Consider the following 19,077-nt stretch of genomic DNA (forward strand, 5'->3'; position numbering starts at 1 on the left):
AACGAAATTATGACGTTGCCGTTGTTTCCTTTGAATACGGTGTTGTTTCCGGGCTGCGTACTGGACTTGCAGATCTTCGAGGCGCGCTATCTGGACATGATTGCTCGCTGCATGAAGCAGGGTACGGGCTTTGGTGTGGTGTGCATTCTGGAGGGGGAAGAGGTCGGTGATGCGCCGCAAGGTATTGCTCGTGTGGGCTGTGAGGCGTTAGTCCGTGACTTTCAGCGTCAGGACAACGGCCTGCTGGGTATTCGGGTTGAAGGCGGGCGTCGTTTTGAGGTGCTGGACACCGAGCTTCAGCGCGACCAGTTGAGGGTGGCGAAGGTTGAATGGCTGGACGAGATCCCCGAACAGCCCTTGGCTGAAGAAGACCAGGACCTGCTGGCATTGCTCAAGGCGCTGGCCGAGCATCCGATGGTTGCAGCCTTGAACATGAGCACCGAGGTGGCGGGGCAGCAGTCGCTGGCCAATCAGTTGGCGTATCTCTTGCCCTTTGCCGAAGAGGACAAGTTGCAGCTGCTGCTGGTCAACGACCCGCAGCAGCGTCTGGACGGCATCCAGGTCCTGCTCGATGAAATGCAGGGCGAGATGCTCAATGGATGAGCGGCGTGCCGAGCGCTAATAGGCGTAACGCAGCAGCTCTTTGGACAGGTGACCGAGCATAAAAAAGCCGTACAGGGCGGTCACTGAAGGCAAGATCAGCCACCAGATTTTTTGCGGGACGGGCTCAAGCGGCATGAACCGCTGGCTCAGGGCCAGTGCGAAGGCGTTGACGGTAATGGCGAGCAGCGCACCTGCGGTGATGTCGGTTGGCCAGTGAGCACCCAGGTATACCCGCGACATCGCCACGGTGATCGCCATCAAGCACCCCAGCAACACCCACGTGACCCGCATGCGTTGCGGTTGATTGCGGCCTGCCAGAATGGCCAGCGCGACAAAAAAAGCAAAGGCTCCGGAGCTGTGGCCGCTGGGCATGCTGTAGCTGGTCAGTGGGTCAACCAGCACTTCAGGGCGAACCCGCGCAAAGAAGTGCTTGGTTCCGGTGTTGGCCAGCGCGGTCACCAGTGTCACCCCACCAAAAAACCACATGGCTCGCCATTGGCGCGTGAACAGCAAAATCACGCAGATCAGTGCGGCGGCCAAAAACTGCGTGCGGAAGTTGCCAATTTGCGTCACCAGCACGGCGGCGGTGTCCATGGCGCTGCTGCGATGCTCTTGCACCAGGGCGTTGATGCCCTGATCGAACGCCGTCATGTACGGGTAACCCATGAATATACCCAGGAGCAAGGCCAGGCTTAACGCGCCAATCAGCAGTGTGGCTTTGGGTTGGCGACGAATACTGGCATTAATGCTCAGCCCTAGCAGTGCGCACAGGCCTACCGCGACGATGGCGGCTTGTGGCCAGAAGCCTTCGGGCAGTGGCAGGCGAATGGCCGCGCCCGTGGCCCAGCCCGGTAGCAGATAAGCCACCGACCAACCCGCGCCTGCCAGCAGACTGACGCCGATAAAGCGTGGGATTGGCATGTCACACATGCCGGCGACCATGGGCAGCATGGGTCGCAGTGGGCCGATAAAACGGCCCACCAACAGGCTGACAATGCCGTATTTGTGGAAGTAGCTTTCAGCGCCGTTCATCCACTCAGGGTGCGTGCGCAGGAGTGGTAAGCGTCGGATGTTCTGGTGGAAGCGTCTGCCTAGAAAGTAAGACACCGCATCGCCGAGTAAACCGCCGAGGAAGCCCAGTAGCAGGGTTTCGCCTAAAGACAGCGCACCGCTGCCGGCCAAGACGGCAATGGCGAATAGCAGAACCGTGCCAGGAACAATGATCCCGGCAATCGCCAGGCACTCCACACACGCCACAATAAATACCGCAAGGCCCAACCATTGTGGATTTGCAGTGAGCCAGCCGGTGATGCTGTCGAGCCATGGGCCCATGTTTCACGTCCTTATTTTGTGTTGGATCAAAAGCCCCTCACCCTAGCCCTCTCCCAGAGGGAGAGGGGACTAAAAGCAAAAGCAGATAGGTGTTACGCCCCCGATCAGCGCCCTTTCCCAGGAGGAGAGGGACTAAAGGCGAAAGCAAATGTGTACTGCGCCCCCGATCAGCCCCCTCTCCCTCCGGGAGAGGGTTGGGGTGAGGGCAGCGGTTCAACCACCAAATAATCGCGCCCATCAACTTGCCCGCGGCGCAACGGATTACGCGTGCAGTACGCTGCGTAGTCAGCGTCAACAAAGCGGTACATCAGGTGTTCGTCGCGCCCGTGGGGGATGCCCAGACGTGTGGTCTGTAGGATGCGCGTCGGTTTTGCTCCGACGTCATCGACCCTTAAACGTTCGGGGTCGAAACATTTTGCATCCCATTCGCGGACTTTTAGCCCCAGTGCCTTGCACAAGAGTGTTTGACCCGCACACAGCTTTTGCGCGGGGCGCGGGTTGCCTTGGGCGTCTGGATTGTTCAGTTGCATCCGGGCCAGGCTGGCCGGGCCTGACAGTTCATCCAGCCAGGGATGAGCCGATTTGATCAGCACGGCATTACCAGGCCCATGAGCGCTAAAATTCAGCGAGTCACCACCGCGCGCGTAATACATATAGATATGCCCGCCATCCATAAACAGCGCTTTACGCTTTTCGGTGTAACCCAGCGAGGCGTGGCTGCCTTTTTCTGCGCAGTAATACGCTTCGGTTTCAATGATGCGGGCGCTGAGCCACAGGCCGTCGACCCGATGGCGGATCACTTTGCCCAGCAGTTCGCGCGCCAATAACTGGGCATCTCGGTCGAAAAATGAGTCCGGCAACACAATAGGCATGTTCAGGGCGGTCAGTGAATGGCTGAAAAAGCGCAGAGCATAGCAACTCATGCTTAATCCTTGCTGAACACGCTGTATTCGCAGTCCATTTCGACCATCCGCCAGCCACTGCTGTGATTGAGGCTACGCGACAGCTATAATCGGCCGCTTTCCTCCCTGCCAAGACCCTTGAGACCATGACTGAGTCCGTTCTTGACTACATGACCCGCTTGGGTCGCGCTGCTCGTGAAGCTTCCCGGGTGATTGGCCGTGCCAGTACCGGGCAAAAAAACCGTGCCCTGCTGGCGGCGGCTGCCGCACTGGATGCCGCGCGACCCGAACTGACGGCTGCCAATGAGCTGGACTTGGCCGCTGGCCGGGCCAATGGTCTTGAACCCGCCATGCTGGAACGTCTGGCGCTGACCCCGGCGCGCATCGACGGCATGATCGTCGGTTTGCGCCAGGTGGCCAGTTTGCCGGACCCGGTCGGTGCCATCCGCGACATGAGCTACCGCCCTTCGGGGATTCAGGTCGGCAAAATGCGCGTGCCGCTGGGGGTCGTCGGCATCATCTATGAATCGCGTCCAAACGTGACCATTGATGCCGCCAGTCTGTGCCTTAAATCAGGCAACGCGACCATCCTGCGTGGCGGCTCTGAGGCTATTCACTCCAACCGGGCGATTGCCACCTGTATCCAGCGAGGTCTGGCCGAGGCCGGGCTGCCGCCGGCGGTGGTGCAAGTGGTTGAAGTCACCGACCGCGCCGCTGTTGGCGCGTTGATCACGATGCCCGAATACGTGGACGTGATCGTGCCTCGTGGCGGTAAAGGCTTGATCGAGCGCGTCAGCCGTGACGCCAAGGTGCCGGTCATCAAGCATCTGGATGGCATTTGCCATGTGTACGTGAGTGCCTCGGCTGATCTGGCGAAGGCGCAGCGCATCGCGTTCAATGCCAAAACCTACCGTTATGGCATTTGCGGCGCGATGGAAACCTTGCTGGTGGATCAGTCAGTAGCGGCGCAGTTTTTGCCGGCTATGGCTGAGCAGTTCCGTGCCAAGGGCGTCGAATTGCGCGGCTGTGAGCGTACGCAGGCGCTGATCGACGTGAAACCCGCCACCGAAGAAGACTGGCACACCGAGTACCTGGACGCGATTTTATCGATTCGCGTGGTGGATGGGCTGGATCAGGCAATTGAGCACATCAATCACTATGGCTCCCATCACACCGACTCGATTGTGACCGAACATCAGGGCGACGCCCGGCGTTTTATGGCTGAAGTCGACTCCAGTTCGGTGATGCTCAACACGCCAACCTGCTTTGCCGATGGATTTGAATACGGATTGGGTGCCGAGATTGGCATTTCTACTGATAAGCTGCACGCCCGCGGTCCGGTAGGTCTCGAAGGTCTGACCTGCGAGAAGTACATTGTGGTCGGTGACGGCCAGTTACGCGGTCAGGAGCCAGTCTGACTTGGTCGACCTTAGCCCGATAGCGGAACAACCGGTCATCGAAGCGTTACCGCTGCGCATTGGTATGCTGGGTGGAACCTTCGACCCGGTGCACATCGGTCATTTGCGGGGTGCGCTTGAAGTGGCGGAGATGATGACGCTCGATGAGCTGCGTCTGATCCCCAATGCCAGGCCGCCTCATCGCGATACGCCAAGAGTGTCGGCCCTCGATCGTCTGGCGATGGTGGAGTGTGCGGTTGCCGGAGTGGCGACGCTCAAGGTCGACCCTCGGGAGCTGCATCGGGACACACCGTCCTACACGATTGACACCCTGGAACTGATGCGGGCCGAGCTGGCCGCAGCTGACCAGTTGTTTTTATTGCTGGGTTGGGACGCTTTTTGCGGCCTGCCCACGTGGCACCGCTGGGAAGAGTTGCTCCAGCATTGCCATATCCTGGTGCTACAGCGCCCGGATGCCGACAGCGAACCGCCGGATGCCTTGCGCAACCTGCTGGCAGCGCGCTCGGTAAGCGACCCGCTGGCCCTGAAAGGGCCGAGCGGACAGATTGCATTCGTCTGGCAGACACCGCTCGCGGTATCCGCCACCCAGATCCGTCAACTGCTGGCCAGCGGTAAGTCGGTACGTTACCTGGTGCCCGACGCGGTCCTGGCCTATATCGATGCGCACGGGCTTTACCGTGCGTCGAACTGAAAGGCGTGGTTCATGGCACGATCTAACGTGTAATGAACCCCCCGAACATACGAGCAAAACGAGTTTTATATGACTGACAAAGATGTAAGCAAAGTAAAGCGTAAAGGCACCTTCAAAAGCGCGCCACTGCCAGAAAAAACCTTCGCTGCCGAGCCTCTGAAAGGCGAAGAGCTGGTCAAGATTGCAGTGGCCGCGCTGGAAGATGTCAAGGGCCAGGACATTCAGGTCATCGACGTGCGTGACAAGCACAGCATCACTGACTTCATGATCATCGCCACCGGTACCTCCAACCGTCAGATCGGCGCGATGCTGGACAAGGTCCGTGAAGCCGTCAAAGCCCTGGGCATCAAGCCATTGGGTGAAGAAGGCAAGGGCGACAGCGATTGGGTGCTGTTGGACATGGACGACGTGATCGTACACATGATGACCGCCAGCGCCCGTCAGTTCTACGACCTGGAACGCCTGTGGGCCGGTGCTGCACAGAGCCGTGCTGAAAGCGCTGCTCACCACAGCCCGGAAAACACCCATGAGCATTTCACCAAGCTCAACAAAGACCAAGAGTAAGGGTTCGTTGTGCGCCTGCGCCTGATTGCTGTCGGTTCGCGTATGCCCAAGTGGGTGGAAGAAGGCTGGCATGAATATGCCAAGCGTCTGCCATCCGAGCTGGCCCTTGAACTGGTAGAAATACCGCTCAATACCCGCGGCAAGAATGCCGACGTGGCCCGTTTTATCCGTCAGGAAGGCGAGGCCATGCTGGCCAAGGTCGGCCCGGGCGAGCGGATCGTCACCCTTGAGGTGCACGGTAAGCCTTGGAGCACGGAGCAACTGGCGGTCGAACTCGACCGCTGGCGCCTGGACTCGCGCACGGTGAACTTTATGGTCGGTGGCCCTGAAGGGCTGGCACCGGAAGTCTGCGCCCGCGCCGATCAGCGCTGGTCGCTGTCGCCGTTGACGTTGCCGCACCCGTTGGTACGGATTCTGATTGGTGAGCAGTTGTATCGCGCCTGGACGGTGTTGTCCGGGCACCCTTATCACAAATAGTCAGCGTCCCGAATGTCTCAGCCGATTCGCCTAAAAGATCACGAGAAAGACGCCCGCCTTGTGCGCCGACGTGTCGTGGTCGGCGCATGTGTGGTGGTGGGACTGATTTGTGTGCTGATCGCCCGCCTGTATTTTCTGCAAGTGGTGCAGTACGAGTATCACTCGACGCTGTCAGAAAATAACCGGGTGCACGTACAACCGATCCCTCCGACACGGGGTCTGATCTTTGACCGCAACGGTGTGGTGATCGCAGACAACCGACCCAGCTTTAGCCTGAGCATGACACGCGAACGCTCCGGTGATTGGTCACAAGTGCTCGACACCATCGTTCAGGTGTTGGAGCTCACCCCGGATGATCGTGCGCTCTTTGAAAAGCGCATGAAGCAGGGGCGGCGGCCGTTTGAACCAGTGCCCATTCTGTTTGAGCTTAATGAAGAACAGATCGCCCGCATTGCCGTGAACCAGTTCCGCTTGCCCGGGGTTGAGGTCGTGGCGCAATTGGTTCGCCACTACCCGCAGGGCGCGCATTTTGCGCATTCGGTGGGCTATATGGGGCGAATTAACGAGAAAGAGCTTAAAACCCTCGATCCGGTTAATTACAGCGGCACCCATCACATCGGCAAAACCGGCATCGAGCGTTTTTACGAAGCCGAGTTGCATGGTCAGGTGGGTTACGAAGAAGTCGAAACCAACGCAAGGGGCCGGGTGTTGCGGGTGCTTAAACGCACCGACCCGATCCCGGGCAAAGACATCGTGCTCAGCCTCGATATCAAGCTGCAAGAGGCGGCCGAAGAGGCGCTGGCAGGGCGCCGAGGCGCGGTGGTAGCACTGAATCCGATGACCGGTGAAGTGCTGGCAATGGTCAGTCAACCCAGTTTTGACCCCAATCTGTTCGTCACCGGCATCAGCTTCAAGGCGTATGCCGAGTTGCGTGACTCGATTGACCGGCCCTTGTTTAACCGTATCCTGCGTGGCCTGTACCCGCCAGGTTCGACCATCAAGCCGGCGGTGGCTATTGCCGGTCTGGACAGTGGTGTGATCACGGCCGGCTCACGGGTCTACGACCCCGGCTATTACCAGTTGCCCAATTACGATCACAAGTACCGTAACTGGAACCGCACAGGCGATGGCTATGTGGATCTGGACACGGCAATCATGCGTTCCAACGACACCTACTTCTATGATCTGGCGCACAAGCTGGGCATTGATCGTCTGTCCACTTACATGAACCAGTTCGGCATTGGCCAAAAAGTCTCCCTCGACATGTTTGAAGAGTCGGCAGGGTTGATGCCGTCCCGTGACTGGAAGCGCGCCACCCGACGCCAGGCCTGGTTCCCGGGCGAAACCCTGATTTTGGGGATTGGCCAGGGCTATATGCAATCAACCCCGTTGCAACTGGCGCAGGCGACCGCGTTGATCGCCAGCAAGGGCAAATGGATACGTCCGCATCTGGCCAAAACCATTGAGGGCGTACCGCCGGTTGATCCGAACCCGATGCCCGATATTGTGCTGCGTGACCCGTCCAACTGGGCCAAGGTCAACCACGGCATGCAGCAAGTGGTGCATGGCGCTCGCGGTACGGCTCGGGTGGCGGGCGTTGGTGCGCAGTATTTGATTGCGGGCAAGAGCGGTACGGCGCAGGTGGTCGCGATCAAGCAGGGTGAGAAATATGACCGCTCCAAAGTACAGGAGCGTCACCGTGACCACGCCTTGTTCGTGGGCTTTGCGCCAGCCAACAATCCGCAAATTGCCGTCTCGGTGATGATTGAAAACGGTGAAGCCGGCAGCCGGGTGGCGTCGCCCGTTGTGCGCAAGGTTATGGATGCCTGGCTGCTGGACGCCGAAGGCAAGCTCAAACCTGAGTACGCCGGCCCTATGAAAGCCGAGGTTACGGCCAATGATGAGTAATTTTGACCGCATCCTCTCCAGTGAGGATGTGATGCGTCGGCGTGCCACGCTGCTTCAGCGTTTGCACATTGATGGCCCTTTGCTGATTCTGCTCCTGACCCTGGCGGCGGGCAGTTTGTTCGTGCTGTATTCAGCCAGCGGCAAAAGCTGGGATTTGCTGGCCAAGCAGGCCACCTCATTCGGTATCGGGCTGGTGTCGATGTTTATCATTGCCCAACTGGAGCCGCGTTTCATGGCGCGCTGGGTGCCCATCGGTTATCTGGCTGGCGTATTGTTGCTCGTAGTGGTGGATGTCATGGGCCACAACGCCATGGGCGCGACGCGCTGGATCAACATCCCGGGGGTTATTCGCTTCCAGCCGTCGGAATTCATGAAGATTCTGATGCCCGCAACGATTGCCTGGTATCTGTCCAAACGCACCTTGCCGCCGCAACTCAAGCACGTGGCCGTGAGTTTGTTGCTGATCGGCATTCCCTTTGGCTTGATCGTTCGCCAACCCGACCTCGGCACCGCGCTGTTGGTGCTGGCGGGCGGTGCGTTCGTGCTGTTTATGGGGGGCTTGCGCTGGCGCTGGATTATCAGCGTGCTGGCGGCAGCCGTGCCGGTGGCCGTGGCCATGTGGTATTTCATCATGCACGACTACCAGAAACAGCGCGTATTGACCTTTCTCGACCCTGAAAGCGACCCGCTGGGCACCGGCTGGAACATCATTCAGTCCAAAGCCGCGATCGGTTCAGGCGGGGTATTTGGCAAGGGGTGGTTGCTGGGTACGCAGTCGCATCTGGACTTTTTGCCTGAAAGCCACACCGACTTCATTATCGCGGTGATGGGTGAAGAATTCGGCCTGGTCGGCATCTGCGCGCTGCTGCTCATCTACCTGCTGTTGATTGGTCGCGGCCTGGTGATCACCGCCCAAGCGCAGACCCTGTTTGGCAAATTGCTGGCGGGCAGCCTGACCATGACCTTTTTTGTGTATGTCTTCGTCAACATCGGTATGGTCAGTGGCTTGTTGCCGGTGGTGGGCGTGCCCTTGCCGTTTATCAGTTACGGCGGTACTTCGCTCGTGACGCTGTTGTCAGCGTTCGGGGTTTTGATGTCGATCCACACACATCGCAAATGGATCGCACAAGTTTGATTAAGGTGAATTATTCAATGCAAGTAATGCGTGGCTGGGCCGCTCGATTTGCGCCGTGGATGGGCTTTGTTGGCCTGTTCGGTGCAGCGCAAAGCGCGGTAGCCGGCGACTATGAAGGCTCGCCCCAAGTAGCAGAGTTCGTCGGTGAAATGACCCGCGATTACGGCTTTGCCGGCGAGCAACTCATGGCCGTGTTCCGTGAGGCGCAGCGCAAGCAGAGCATCCTCGATGCCATCTCGCGCCCGGCAGAACGCGTCAAACAATGGAAAGAGTACCGTCCGATCTTCATTTCCGACGCTCGCGTGGCTCGGGGTGTCGATTTCTGGCGTGAACATGAAGCGGTATTGGCTCGCGCCGAGCAGGAATATGGCGTGCCAGCGCAGGTCATCGTGTCGATCATTGGCGTTGAAACCTTCTATGGCCGCAACACCGGTAATTACCGAGTGATTGATGCCCTGTCGACGCTGGGCTTTGACTATCCGCCGCGCGCCGAGTTTTTCCGCAAGGAGCTGCGTGAGTTTCTGCTGCTAAGCCGCGAAGAGCAGGTCGACCCGTTGACCCTCAAGGGCTCATACGCCGGAGCCATGGGCTTGCCACAGTTCATGCCCAGTAGCTTTCGCGCCTACGCCGTGGATTTCGACAACGATGGCCACATCAATATCTGGAGCAACCCGGACGATGCCATTGGCAGCGTGGCCAGCTACTTCAAACGTCATGGCTGGGTCGCCGGTGAGCCCGTCGTGGTTCGCGCACAGGTGCAGGGCGAGCGCGCAGACGAAGGGTTGACCCAAGGCATCGAACCGATCAAAACCGTCGGGGAGTTGCGAGCGCTGGGCTGGTCGAGTCATGATGCGCTGCATGACGAAATGCCCGTCACGGCATTCCGTCTGGAAGGCGCTAATGGCCCTGAATACTGGATGGGCCTGAAGAATTTTTATGCCATCACGCGCTATAACCGTAGCGTGATGTACGCCATGGCAGTGCACCAACTGTCCGACCTGCTGGTTCAAGCCCGGGGCAACAAGTAATGCCGTTTTTAGCGATCCGCACACCTTTGAAACTCGTAGCCTGCGCGTCGATCGCGCTGGTGGTGGTGAGCTGCTCCAGCAGCCGCCCGAGCACCCCGCAAAAAAAGCCTACCGTGGCCGTTGCTGCCAAGCCGGGGCTGGACATCAACCGTGCGCATAAAGATGGCGCACCGTGGTGGGACGTCGATGTTTCTCGCATCCCGGATGCCACCCCGACCCTGCACACCGGGGCTTACAAGGCCAACCCGTATACCGTGCTGGGCAAGACCTATTTCCCGATGCAAGAGTCCAAGACTTACGTGGCGTCGGGTACCGCGTCCTGGTACGGCACCAAGTTTCACGGTCAAAACACGGCCAATGGCGAGGTCTACGACTTGTACGGCATGAGTGCCGCCCACAAAACCTTGCCGCTGCCCAGCTATGTCAAAGTGACCAACCTGGATAACGGCAAAGCGGTGGTACTGCGGGTCAATGACCGTGGCCCGTTTTATTCGGACCGCATCATTGACCTGTCTTACGCGGCGGCCAAGAAGTTGGGTTATGCCGAGACCGGCACCGCGCGGGTCAAGGTTGAAGGCATTGACCCGCAAGCCTGGTGGGCTCAGCGTGGGCAACCGGCACCGTTGATGCTCAACGAGCCAAAAGTGGCTCAGGCTGCGCCGGGTCCGACGGTCAATACGGGTAAGGTCGAGCAATGGACGCCGCCCGCACAGCAGCACGCCTCGGATGTGATTCCGTTACAGACTGCTCAGAAGGGGCAGGGCACCTACTTGCAAGTGGGTGCATTCGCCAATCCTGATGCGGCAGAGTTGCTTCGCTCCAAGCTCAGTGGCATGGTCAGCGCCCCGGTGTTTATCAGCTCGGTGGTGCGTAACCAGCAAACCTTGCACCGCGTTCGCATGGGGCCGATCGGCTCGGTGAATGAAGTGCAGCAGACCCAAAACAGCGTGCGATTGGCCAACCTGGGCCAACCGAGCGTTGTGACGGATCAGTAACACTGATTAAAGCGTCGGGCATTCATGCGTGAAGGCTCGACGCAGTTGGCAGGCTCTAAAATAAAAAGCCTTTAACGGCTGACCTGCAACTGAACACGCGACAGCCTGTCAAACGGCTGCCACACCCGTTTTGCCCGTGAGGGTAAGTTTTATTAACAATTTCGAGAGACGGATGAACATCACCACCTTTGCCAAACGCCTGTGTCTGCTTGTACCGCTGATCATCACGCCCGCTGCTTGGGCCGTCGAGATGATGCCATCGGCCCCCCAGCTTGCAGCCAAAGCCTACGTTTTGATGGATGCCAGCAGCGGTAACGTACTGGTTGAGAACAATGGCGACCAGCGCCTGCCTCCGGCCAGCCTGACCAAGCTGATGACAGCCTATATCGCGACATTGGAAATCCGTCGCGGTCAGATCGGCGAAAATGACCCGGTCACGGTCAGCGAAAACGCGTGGCGCACCGGTGGCTCGCGGATGTTCATCAAGGTCGGCACTCAAGTGTCGGTCAGCGACCTGCTGCACGGCATCATCATTCAGTCGGGTAACGACGCCAGTGTTGCGCTCTCCGAGCACATCGCCGGCAGCGAAGACGCCTTCGCCGACATGATGAACAAAACCGCTGGCGAGCTGGGCATGAGCAACAGCCACTTCATGAACCCGACCGGCCTGCCGAACCCAGAGCACTATTCGTCGGCACACGACATGGCGTTGCTGGCCCGGGCGATCATTCACGAAGATCCGACTCACTACGCGATCTACTCGCAGAAAGAGTTCTTCTGGAACGGTATCAAGCAGCCTAACCGCAACCTGTTGCTGTGGCGCGACAAGACCGTTGACGGTCTGAAAACCGGTCACACCGATGAAGCCGGTTACTGCATGGTGTCCTCAGCGGTTCGTGACGGCCAGCGCCTGATTGCCGTGGTGTTCGGCACCAACAGCGAAGTGGCTCGTGCTGCCGAAACACAAAAGCTGCTGACGTACGGTTTCCGTTTCTTCGAAACCCAGACCTTCTACCAGAAGGGTGTTGAGCTGGCCCAGGCTCCTGTCTGGAAAGGCACGACTAATCAGGTCAAAGCCGGTTTGGCAGAAGACTTGACCATGACCATGCCTAAAGGCCAATTGAAAAAACTGGCTGCCAGCATGACCATGAACCCGCAATTGATGGCACCTATTGCCCAAGGTGACGTGATCGGCAAGGTAGAAGTCAAACTGGACGACAAGGTTGTGCACAGTGCAGACCTGATCGCCCTTGAACCCGTTGAGGAAGGTGGTATTTTCCGACGCGTGTGGGATAGCATCCGTCTATTCTTCTATGGACTGTTCAACTGATTGCAGTCATCTGCATGACCCCGCGCTGACACGGCGCGGGGTTATCTCTGTAGTTCTCGGCTTACGAGGCCAATACGCCATGAGCGATACCGAAGTAAAGGCGCCAAAGATCGAATTCCCTGTGACTGATTACCCCGTTAAGGTCATCAGCGACACGGGTGTTGGCAACAAGGACAAAATCATTGAAATCATGAAAAAGCACGCGACGGTCAATGATGAGCGTGTGGATGAACGCCAGAGCACCAACGGCAAGTACACCACGATCCAGTTGCACATTGTGGCGATTGATCAAGACCAGCTTTACAACATCAACAGCGAATTGCGCGCCACCGGCTTTGTGCACATGGTGTTGTGATGTCGCAGGTCCTGGGGTTTCGCGAGCTGGGCCTGGCTGACTATGAGCCGACTTGGCAAGCGATGCAGCGATTCACCGACGAGCGCAAGCTCAAGCCGGACACGCAAGACGAAGTCTGGCTGGTGCAGCATCCGCCGGTGTTTACCCAAGGTCAGGCAGGCAAGGCCGAACATCTGCTGTTACCGGGCGATATTCCGGTCGTCAAGTCGGACCGTGGTGGTCAGGTGACGTACCATGGCCCTGGGCAACTGGTGGCTTACCTGTTGCTGGATGTACGCCGTTTGGGCTTTGGTGTGCGAGAGCTGGTCAGCCGGATGGAAATTTGCCTGATTGACCTGCTCGCCAGCTATGGCGTGAATGCGGCGGCCAAGGCTGATGCACCGGGTGTGTACGTGGAGGGCGACAAGGTTGCCTCCTTGGGCCTGCGGATTCGCAATGGCTGCTCTTTCCATGGTCTGGCCCTGAATGTGGACATGGACCTGGAACCGTTTCGACGGATTAACCCCTGTGGCTACGCGGGGCTGGCGATGACCCAGTTGCGTGACCGTGCAGGGCCGATTGAATTTGCCGAGGTCGTTGCGAGGCTGCGTGCGCAACTCGTCAAACACCTCGACTATGCTGAGCAGACGACCCTTACGGGCGGAATCGATTGATATGACTACTGCGCAAGACGCTGTTCAAACCCTGATCCCTACGCTGGATATCTCCGAACGTGTGGCCCGTGCGAACGAGGCCCGTTCCAAGGTTGAGACCGGCGTCAAATTGCGCGGTGCCGAGAAGGTTGCGCGTATCCCGGTAAAAATCATCCCGACGACAGAACTGCCCAAGAAGCCGGACTGGATTCGTGTGCGCATTCCGGTTTCGCCTGAAGTCGACCGTATCAAGGCCTTGCTGCGTAAGCACAAGCTGCACAGCGTGTGCGAAGAAGCCTCCTGCCCGAACCTGGGTGAGTGCTTCTCGGGTGGTACTGCAACGTTCATGATCATGGGCGACATCTGCACCCGTCGTTGCCCGTTCTGCGATGTGGGCCACGGTCGTCCCAAGCCTTTGGACGTCAATGAGCCGCAAAGCCTGGCCGTTGCCATTGCTGACCTGGGCTTGAAGTACGTGGTGATCACCTCGGTAGACCGCGACGACCTGCGTGATGGCGGTGCTCAGCACTTTGCTGACTGCATTCGTGAAATTCGCAAACTGTCGCCGAACGTGCTGCTTGAAACCTTGGTCCCGGATTACCGTGGCCGTATGGATGTAGCGCTGGAAATTACCGCTGCCGAGCCACCTGACGTATTCAACCACAATCTCGAAACCGTCCCTCGCCTGTACAAGGCTGCGCGTCCGGGTTCCGACTACCAGTGGTCGCTGACCTTGTTGCAGCGCTTCAAGCAAATGATGCCGCATATTCCGACCAAATCCGGCTTGATGCTGGGCTTGGGTGAGACCGACGAAGAAGTCATTGAAGTGATGAAGCGCATGCGTGAGCACGACATCGACATGCTGACGTTGGGTCAATACCTGCAACCGTCGCGCAGTCACTTGCCGGTTCAACGTTTTGTGCATCCGGACACGTTTGCCTGGTTTGCCGAAGAAGGCTACAAAATGGGCTTCAAAAACGTCGCGTCGGGTCCACTGGTGCGTTCCTCGTACCATGCTGACGAGCAAGCCAAGCTGGTCAAAACCATGCTGGTAGGTGATTGATACGATGAACAGCCGGCTTACCGCGCCCGTGACTTACACGGTTCACAGCGCGGTACCCGCGCTACCCGCTGGCGGGGTGATCGGCCTGATCGCCCCGGCAGGTCCCGCTGAACTTGACCTTGAACGCGCCACCCAATGGGTGAACAGCCACGGCTACACGCTGCGGGTGTTTGACGGTGTGTGGGAGAAAGACGGCTATCTGGCCGGTTCAGACGCCGTGCGCTTGCGAGATTTGCACGCGGCCTTCGCCGACGACAGCATTGATGCCATCTTTTGCCTGCGCGGTGGGTATGGCAGTCCGCGCTTGCTTGACGGTATCGATTTTGAGCTTCTACGCGGCCACCCCAAGCCTTTTGTGGGTTACAGCGACATCACCGCACTGCACCTGGCAATCACCCGTTACGCGGGCTTCGTGACCTTTCACGGGGCGATGCTGAATGCGGACCTGTTGGGTGGTAAACATGAGCCGACGCAATCTTCACTGCTGCGTATGCTCACGGGTCAGCAAGGTGCTGTGTTGGAACACCCTAGCGCGTATCCGCTGACCACCCTGGCGCCGGGTTCGGCCAGTGGCCGACTGCTGGGTGGCAATCTGTCCATGATCTGCGCTGGCATAGGCACGGCCTTCGAGCTGGATGCCGAGGGCATCATTCTGTTTATTGAGGATGTAAACGAGCCGCTGTACCGAATTGACCGGCTGCTCACGCAGTTGCGATTGGCGGGCAAGCTCGACCGGGTTCGTGGGGTCTTGGTTGGGGATGTTGCCGGGGTTGATGGATTGGCGCTGCAGCGTTTGCTCGTGCGGGAGTTGGGGCCGTTGGGCGTTCCGATTTTGTCTGGCTGGCGCAGTGGCCATTGTGATCCCAACCTGACGTTGCCAATGGGCGCTGTGGTGCGACTGGATGCGGATCGCCAGCAGGTGGTGCTAGAGCAGGCGGTGGTTGATACCGCCAGAATCAAAAGCCCCTCACCCTAACCCTCTCCCAGAGGGAGAGGGGACTAAAAGCAAAAGCAAATGTGTGCGACGCTCCCCATCAAGCTCTTTCTCCCAGAGGGAGAGGGGACTAAAAGCAAAAGCAGATGTGTGCAACGCTCCCCATCAAGCGCCCTCTCCCAGAGGGAGAGGGGACTGAAAGCAAAAGCAGATAGGCGTAACGCCCCCCATCAAGTTCCTTCTCTCAGTGGGAGAGGGGACTACAAGCAAAAGCAAATGTGTGCGACGCCCCATCAAGCTCTTTCTCCCAGAGGGAGAGTGGACTAAAAGCAAAAGCAGATAGGCGTAACGCCCCGATCAAGCCCCCTCTCCCTTTGGGAGAGGGCTGGGGTGAGGGTGCTTACTGACTGAGCAAACTTTCCAGCAGCTTATGTGAAGGATAACCATCTGCTGGCCATCCAAACGCCTGCTGCGCACTGCGAATCGCTTTGCGGGTATTGGCGCCGATAATGCCGTCCGGGTTGCCTGCATCATAGTTGCGCTGGTTCAGCAGGGTTTGCAGCTCTACGCGTTCAGAGCGGCTTAGCGGGCGATCATCTTTGGGCCAGTCGCCCAAAATGTTACCGCCACCCCCAAAGCGCTCAGACAACAAACCGACTGCCAGTGCGTAGGACGATGAGTTGTTGTAGCGAAGTATGGCGCGGAAGTTATCCAGCACTAAAAACGCCGGCCCCCGGTAACCGGCCGGCAGCAGCAAGGTCGCCGTCAGCGCTTCAGTGCCAGCTGGTACATTTTTGCCCGCAGGCAGTGCTACGCCCAGTTTCTGCCAGTCACTGACACTTTTACGCACGGCACCATCGGCCAAAACATAGTCGAACCCTTCAGGCAGTTTGACTTCAAAGCCCCACGGCTGACCTTGCTTCCAGCCAGAACTCTGCAAGTAGTGTGCGGTTGAAGCCAGTGCGTCGGCCGAACTGTTCCAGATGTCACGGCGGCCATCACCATCGAAATCGACGGCGTGGGTTTCATAGGTCGTGGGGATGAATTGGGTCTGGCCCATTGCGCCCGCCCAGGAGCCGCGCATTTTCTCAGGCGTTACGTCGCCTTCCTGAATGATCTTCAGCGCTGCAATCAATTGGCTCTGCGCGAACTCGGGACGGCGGCCCTCATAAGCCAGTGTCGCCAACGAACGGATGACCGAATTGTTGCCCTGGAAAGTCCCGAAGTTGCTTTCCATGCCCCAGACCGAGACCAGCGCCTGACGGTCGACGCCGTAACGTTGCTCAATTCGGGTCAGCAGTTCAGCGTTTTCTTCCAGCAAGCGTTTGCCGTTTCGTACACGCAAAGGCGAAAGGGCGCCGTCGAGATACTCCCAGACTGGGCGGCTGAACTCGGGCTGGCTGCGGTCGGCCTTGATCACGCTCATGTCGGGGGTGATGCCGGCAAAGGCGCTGTCGAATACCTGCGGGGTGATACCGGCGTTAAGTGCCTGAACGCGGAAATTGGCTTTCCACTCGCTAAAGCTCTGCTCGGGCGTAATAACAGGCATGTCAGTATTGGGTGTACCTGTAGTCACCACTGGCGCGGAGGGTGTGACAGGCAAGGGTTGAGCATCGGCCGCGGTCGGTTTTTCGGCGCAGGCGACTAATAGAATGACGCTGGATGCTGCGATCAGTTGGCGCATCGGCCAACCACGTTTATGGCTTAAGGGCATGCTCAGGTCCAGGTAATGCAAATCAGATGCAGACCTTATCATTCCCGCTGTCAGGCAGCCAGAAAGTAAAAAGCCTCCCGGTCTTTCGACTGGAAGGCTTCGCGGCGATAGCTGCCTTTACCTTTGGCGGGGCGTTCCTGGCGGCTGCGGAACAAGGGTTGGGCGACGATGGATTTGGCCTTGTTGGGGCGTTTGCTCATGGCATTGACTCTCGCGTGGTTTGAACACGCGCAAATCATCGGCCAGTTTTTTTGGGTTGTCCAGTGTCAGGTTTGGCGCGGCGTCAAGTCACTCTGCTGGCAGATTCAGACGTTGCCCACACATCAACAAGGTCAATCGGCTCAGACTGCTCCAGGCGGAACCCGCAGCCTGCCCTTTGATTTGGGCATCGATACGCTGCGCATCCATGAGCAATTGGGCCCAGCGCTGCGCCGAATAGCGCTGCAAGGCTTTGCTCATCAACGGTTTGCGCTTGTCCCACACCGGCGGTCTGGCCTGGCTGAAGGCTTTATCCAGCGGGATGCCCTGACTGTATTGCAAGGCAATATTGGCCAAGACCCGTAGTTCTCGTGCCAGCGCCCACAAGATGACCGGCGGTTCAACGCCTTCACCCCGCAGGCCTTCGAGCATGCGAAGAGCGTGAGCAGCCTCACCGTTGAGTACCGCATCGACCAGGCCGAACACATCAAAGCGCGCACTGTCGGCCACCGCCGCTTGCACGGTTTCAACCGTGATCTGACCTTCTTCGGCCATCAGTTTGAGTTTTTCGACTTCTTGTGCGGCGGCCAGCAAGTTGCCTTCCACCCGGGCAGCAATCAACTCGACGGCATCATGGCTGGCGGTCAGACCCGCCTGTGACAAGCGCTGGCGAATCCATTGCGGCAACTGGTTGGCGTCCACAGGCCAGATCTGGATGAACTGGGTGTGTGAACCTTCAACCAGCGCTTTACCCCATTTGGTTTTTTGTGCGCTGCCATCGAGCTTGGGGAGGCTGATCAGCAGCAAGGTGTCTTCGGCCGGACGCGAGCAATACTCGATCAGTGCCGCAGCACCTTTGTCGCCAGGTTTACCCGACGGCAGGCGCAGTTCCAGCAGGCGTTTTTCGGCAAACAACGACATGCTCGCGCCTGCTTGAAGCAGTGAGCCCCAGTCAAAGCTGGCGTCGGCACTGAATACCTGACGTTCGTCGAAACCCTGTTGGCGGGCAGCGCTGCGGATGGCGTCTGCGGCTTCCTGGCAGAGCAACGGGTCGTCGCCGCTGACGATGTAAACCGGCGCAAGGCTGCCTTGCAGATGTTTGGCGAGTTGGGCGGGGGCGAGTTTCATAGGGGCTTGATAGATGACGGGGCGCTTGCGCGCCCCGTATGCCTTACTGGTCTTGCAGTTCGAGTGGCGACTGCTGAGGGGTTTCTTCTTGAGCCTTGCGGGCCGCTTCGATAGCGGCCGCTTCGGCTTTAGCCCGTTCATCAGCCAGTGTTTGCAGTTCGGCCAGTTTCTCAGGCGTCAGCTGTTCAAGGCGCAGGACCATTTGCTGTACGACTTCGCGACGCATTTCCTGACGGGCCATGGCAGCTTCTTGCTCTGAACCAGTGATGTTACTGGTGTCCTGCACGTACATTTTATGGACTTCGATCTTGTTGCTGAGCAACGGCAGGTGGTTCTGGCCTTCGATCTCGTAGTTCAAGACATTGGTCAGTTGATACTCAACCGTGCCACCCACACCGGTGTACGTGGCCGCGCGCTGGGATTCCTGCTCGCTGGTCAGTACCAGTTTGTACGGCGCACTCTCGGTGATTTTGACGCCGCTGCTTTCCAGTACTTGGCGCAGTTGGCGAACGGTCTCGCCGTAAGCATTGCGCGCAGTCACATCAAGCTCGGTGATGCTCAGTTGGTTTGTGCCGGTACCGCGTAGCTGAAAGCCGCAGGCGCTCAACAGAACAGCGAGACCCATCACCAGCAAATTGCGTTTGATCATGTGTAGCTCCCCTTGAAACCG

20 protein-coding genes are annotated in these 19,077 nt (G+C 58.5%); 14 read left to right on the forward strand and 6 right to left on the reverse strand.

Features of this window, described 5'->3' with window-relative positions:
• The first annotated feature begins 9 nt into the window (after positions 1-9).
• A complete protein-coding gene (locus tag ACI7MX_RS15480; RefSeq protein ID WP_314485051.1) occupies positions 10-603 on the forward strand; it encodes an LON peptidase substrate-binding domain-containing protein in 594 nt (197 codons plus the stop codon).
• 15 nt (positions 604-618) lie between these two features.
• Here the strand turns inward: ACI7MX_RS15480 and ACI7MX_RS15485 are convergent, their stop codons facing one another.
• Both ACI7MX_RS15485 and ACI7MX_RS15490 read right to left on the reverse strand, forming a co-directional pair.
• A complete protein-coding gene (locus ACI7MX_RS15485) occupies positions 619-1,935 on the reverse strand; it encodes a bifunctional DedA family/phosphatase PAP2 family protein (RefSeq protein WP_314485053.1) in 1,317 nt (438 codons plus the stop codon).
• 167 nt (positions 1,936-2,102) lie between these two features.
• Positions 2,103-2,807 carry a DNA-3-methyladenine glycosylase gene (locus ACI7MX_RS15490; protein ID WP_314485070.1) on the reverse strand — a complete coding sequence of 235 codons (705 nt, stop codon included), beginning with the start codon at positions 2,805-2,807 and terminating at the stop codon, positions 2,103-2,105.
• Between the two features lie 176 nt (positions 2,808-2,983).
• On the opposite strand from ACI7MX_RS15490, the gene ACI7MX_RS15495 reads away from it, so the two are divergent.
• From ACI7MX_RS15495 to ACI7MX_RS15555, 13 genes are all read left to right on the forward strand, one after another.
• On the forward strand, positions 2,984-4,255 hold the full coding sequence (locus ACI7MX_RS15495; protein ID WP_405589971.1) for a glutamate-5-semialdehyde dehydrogenase: 1,272 nt from the start codon (positions 2,984-2,986) through the stop codon (positions 4,253-4,255).
• Between the two features lie 64 nt (positions 4,256-4,319).
• Positions 4,320-4,946: a nicotinate-nucleotide adenylyltransferase gene (gene nadD, locus ACI7MX_RS15500; protein WP_405590051.1), complete on the forward strand. Its 627-nt coding sequence runs from the start codon at positions 4,320-4,322 to the stop codon at positions 4,944-4,946.
• 69 nt (positions 4,947-5,015) lie between these two features.
• Positions 5,016-5,510 (forward strand): ribosome silencing factor, encoded by a 495-nt coding sequence (gene rsfS / locus ACI7MX_RS15505; protein WP_405589974.1) that lies wholly within the window; start codon positions 5,016-5,018, stop codon positions 5,508-5,510.
• 9 nt (positions 5,511-5,519) lie between these two features.
• Positions 5,520-5,987 (forward strand): 23S rRNA (pseudouridine(1915)-N(3))-methyltransferase RlmH, encoded by a 468-nt coding sequence (rlmH, locus tag ACI7MX_RS15510; protein ID WP_003444191.1) that lies wholly within the window; start codon positions 5,520-5,522, stop codon positions 5,985-5,987.
• A gap of 12 nt (positions 5,988-5,999) precedes the next feature.
• Positions 6,000-7,895, forward strand: coding sequence for a penicillin-binding protein 2 (mrdA, locus tag ACI7MX_RS15515; protein WP_405589978.1), 1,896 nt, complete (start codon positions 6,000-6,002; stop codon positions 7,893-7,895).
• 31 nt (positions 7,896-7,926) lie between these two features.
• The gene (rodA, locus tag ACI7MX_RS15520; RefSeq protein ID WP_314485076.1) at positions 7,927-9,030 is read left to right on the forward strand and encodes a rod shape-determining protein RodA; all 1,104 of its coding nucleotides are present in this window, start codon (positions 7,927-7,929) and stop codon (positions 9,028-9,030) included.
• Between the two features lie 17 nt (positions 9,031-9,047).
• Positions 9,048-10,058 (forward strand): lytic murein transglycosylase B, encoded by a 1,011-nt coding sequence (gene mltB / locus ACI7MX_RS15525; RefSeq protein ID WP_314485062.1) that lies wholly within the window; start codon positions 9,048-9,050, stop codon positions 10,056-10,058.
• Positions 10,058-11,053: a septal ring lytic transglycosylase RlpA family protein gene (locus ACI7MX_RS15530; protein WP_314485065.1), complete on the forward strand. Its 996-nt coding sequence runs from the start codon at positions 10,058-10,060 to the stop codon at positions 11,051-11,053. Before mltB ends, ACI7MX_RS15530 begins: the two co-directional genes overlap by 1 nt.
• Before the next feature lie 172 nt (positions 11,054-11,225).
• Complete coding sequence (locus ACI7MX_RS15535; RefSeq protein WP_405589982.1) at positions 11,226-12,383, forward strand: D-alanyl-D-alanine carboxypeptidase family protein; 1,158 nt, start codon at positions 11,226-11,228, stop codon at positions 12,381-12,383.
• A gap of 79 nt (positions 12,384-12,462) precedes the next feature.
• On the forward strand, positions 12,463-12,738 hold the full coding sequence (locus tag ACI7MX_RS15540) for a DUF493 domain-containing protein (protein WP_405589985.1): 276 nt from the start codon (positions 12,463-12,465) through the stop codon (positions 12,736-12,738).
• Positions 12,738-13,391 (forward strand): lipoyl(octanoyl) transferase LipB, encoded by a 654-nt coding sequence (gene lipB, locus ACI7MX_RS15545; protein WP_405589988.1) that lies wholly within the window; start codon positions 12,738-12,740, stop codon positions 13,389-13,391. The genes ACI7MX_RS15540 and lipB overlap by 1 nt, the downstream gene beginning before the upstream one ends.
• A gap of 1 nt (position 13,392) precedes the next feature.
• Positions 13,393-14,433, forward strand: coding sequence for a lipoyl synthase (gene lipA / locus ACI7MX_RS15550; protein ID WP_405589991.1), 1,041 nt, complete (start codon positions 13,393-13,395; stop codon positions 14,431-14,433).
• 4 nt (positions 14,434-14,437) lie between these two features.
• Positions 14,438-15,409, forward strand: a complete 972-nt coding sequence (locus tag ACI7MX_RS15555; protein WP_405589994.1) for an LD-carboxypeptidase — start codon at positions 14,438-14,440, stop codon at positions 15,407-15,409.
• Between the two features lie 358 nt (positions 15,410-15,767).
• Here ACI7MX_RS15555 and ACI7MX_RS15560 read toward each other — a convergent pair whose 3' ends face one another.
• The 4 genes from ACI7MX_RS15560 to lptE form a co-directional block, all read right to left on the reverse strand.
• On the reverse strand, positions 15,768-17,081 hold the full coding sequence (locus ACI7MX_RS15560) for a lytic murein transglycosylase (protein ID WP_405589997.1): 1,314 nt from the start codon (positions 17,079-17,081) through the stop codon (positions 15,768-15,770).
• Between the two features lie 50 nt (positions 17,082-17,131).
• Positions 17,132-17,281: an alternative ribosome rescue factor ArfA gene (gene arfA, locus ACI7MX_RS15565; RefSeq protein WP_055102822.1), complete on the reverse strand. Its 150-nt coding sequence runs from the start codon at positions 17,279-17,281 to the stop codon at positions 17,132-17,134.
• Positions 17,282-17,369: 88 nt separating this feature from the next.
• Complete coding sequence (holA, locus tag ACI7MX_RS15570; protein ID WP_122783220.1) at positions 17,370-18,407, reverse strand: DNA polymerase III subunit delta; 1,038 nt, start codon at positions 18,405-18,407, stop codon at positions 17,370-17,372.
• Between the two features lie 43 nt (positions 18,408-18,450).
• Positions 18,451-19,056 carry an LPS assembly lipoprotein LptE gene (gene lptE / locus ACI7MX_RS15575; protein WP_314489608.1) on the reverse strand — a complete coding sequence of 202 codons (606 nt, stop codon included), beginning with the start codon at positions 19,054-19,056 and terminating at the stop codon, positions 18,451-18,453.
• Between the last annotated feature and the right edge of the window lie 21 nt (positions 19,057-19,077).

It is taken from the genome of Pseudomonas sp. 2024-210, from assembly GCF_045062345.1.
Lineage (GTDB): Bacteria > Pseudomonadota > Gammaproteobacteria > Pseudomonadales > Pseudomonadaceae > Aquipseudomonas.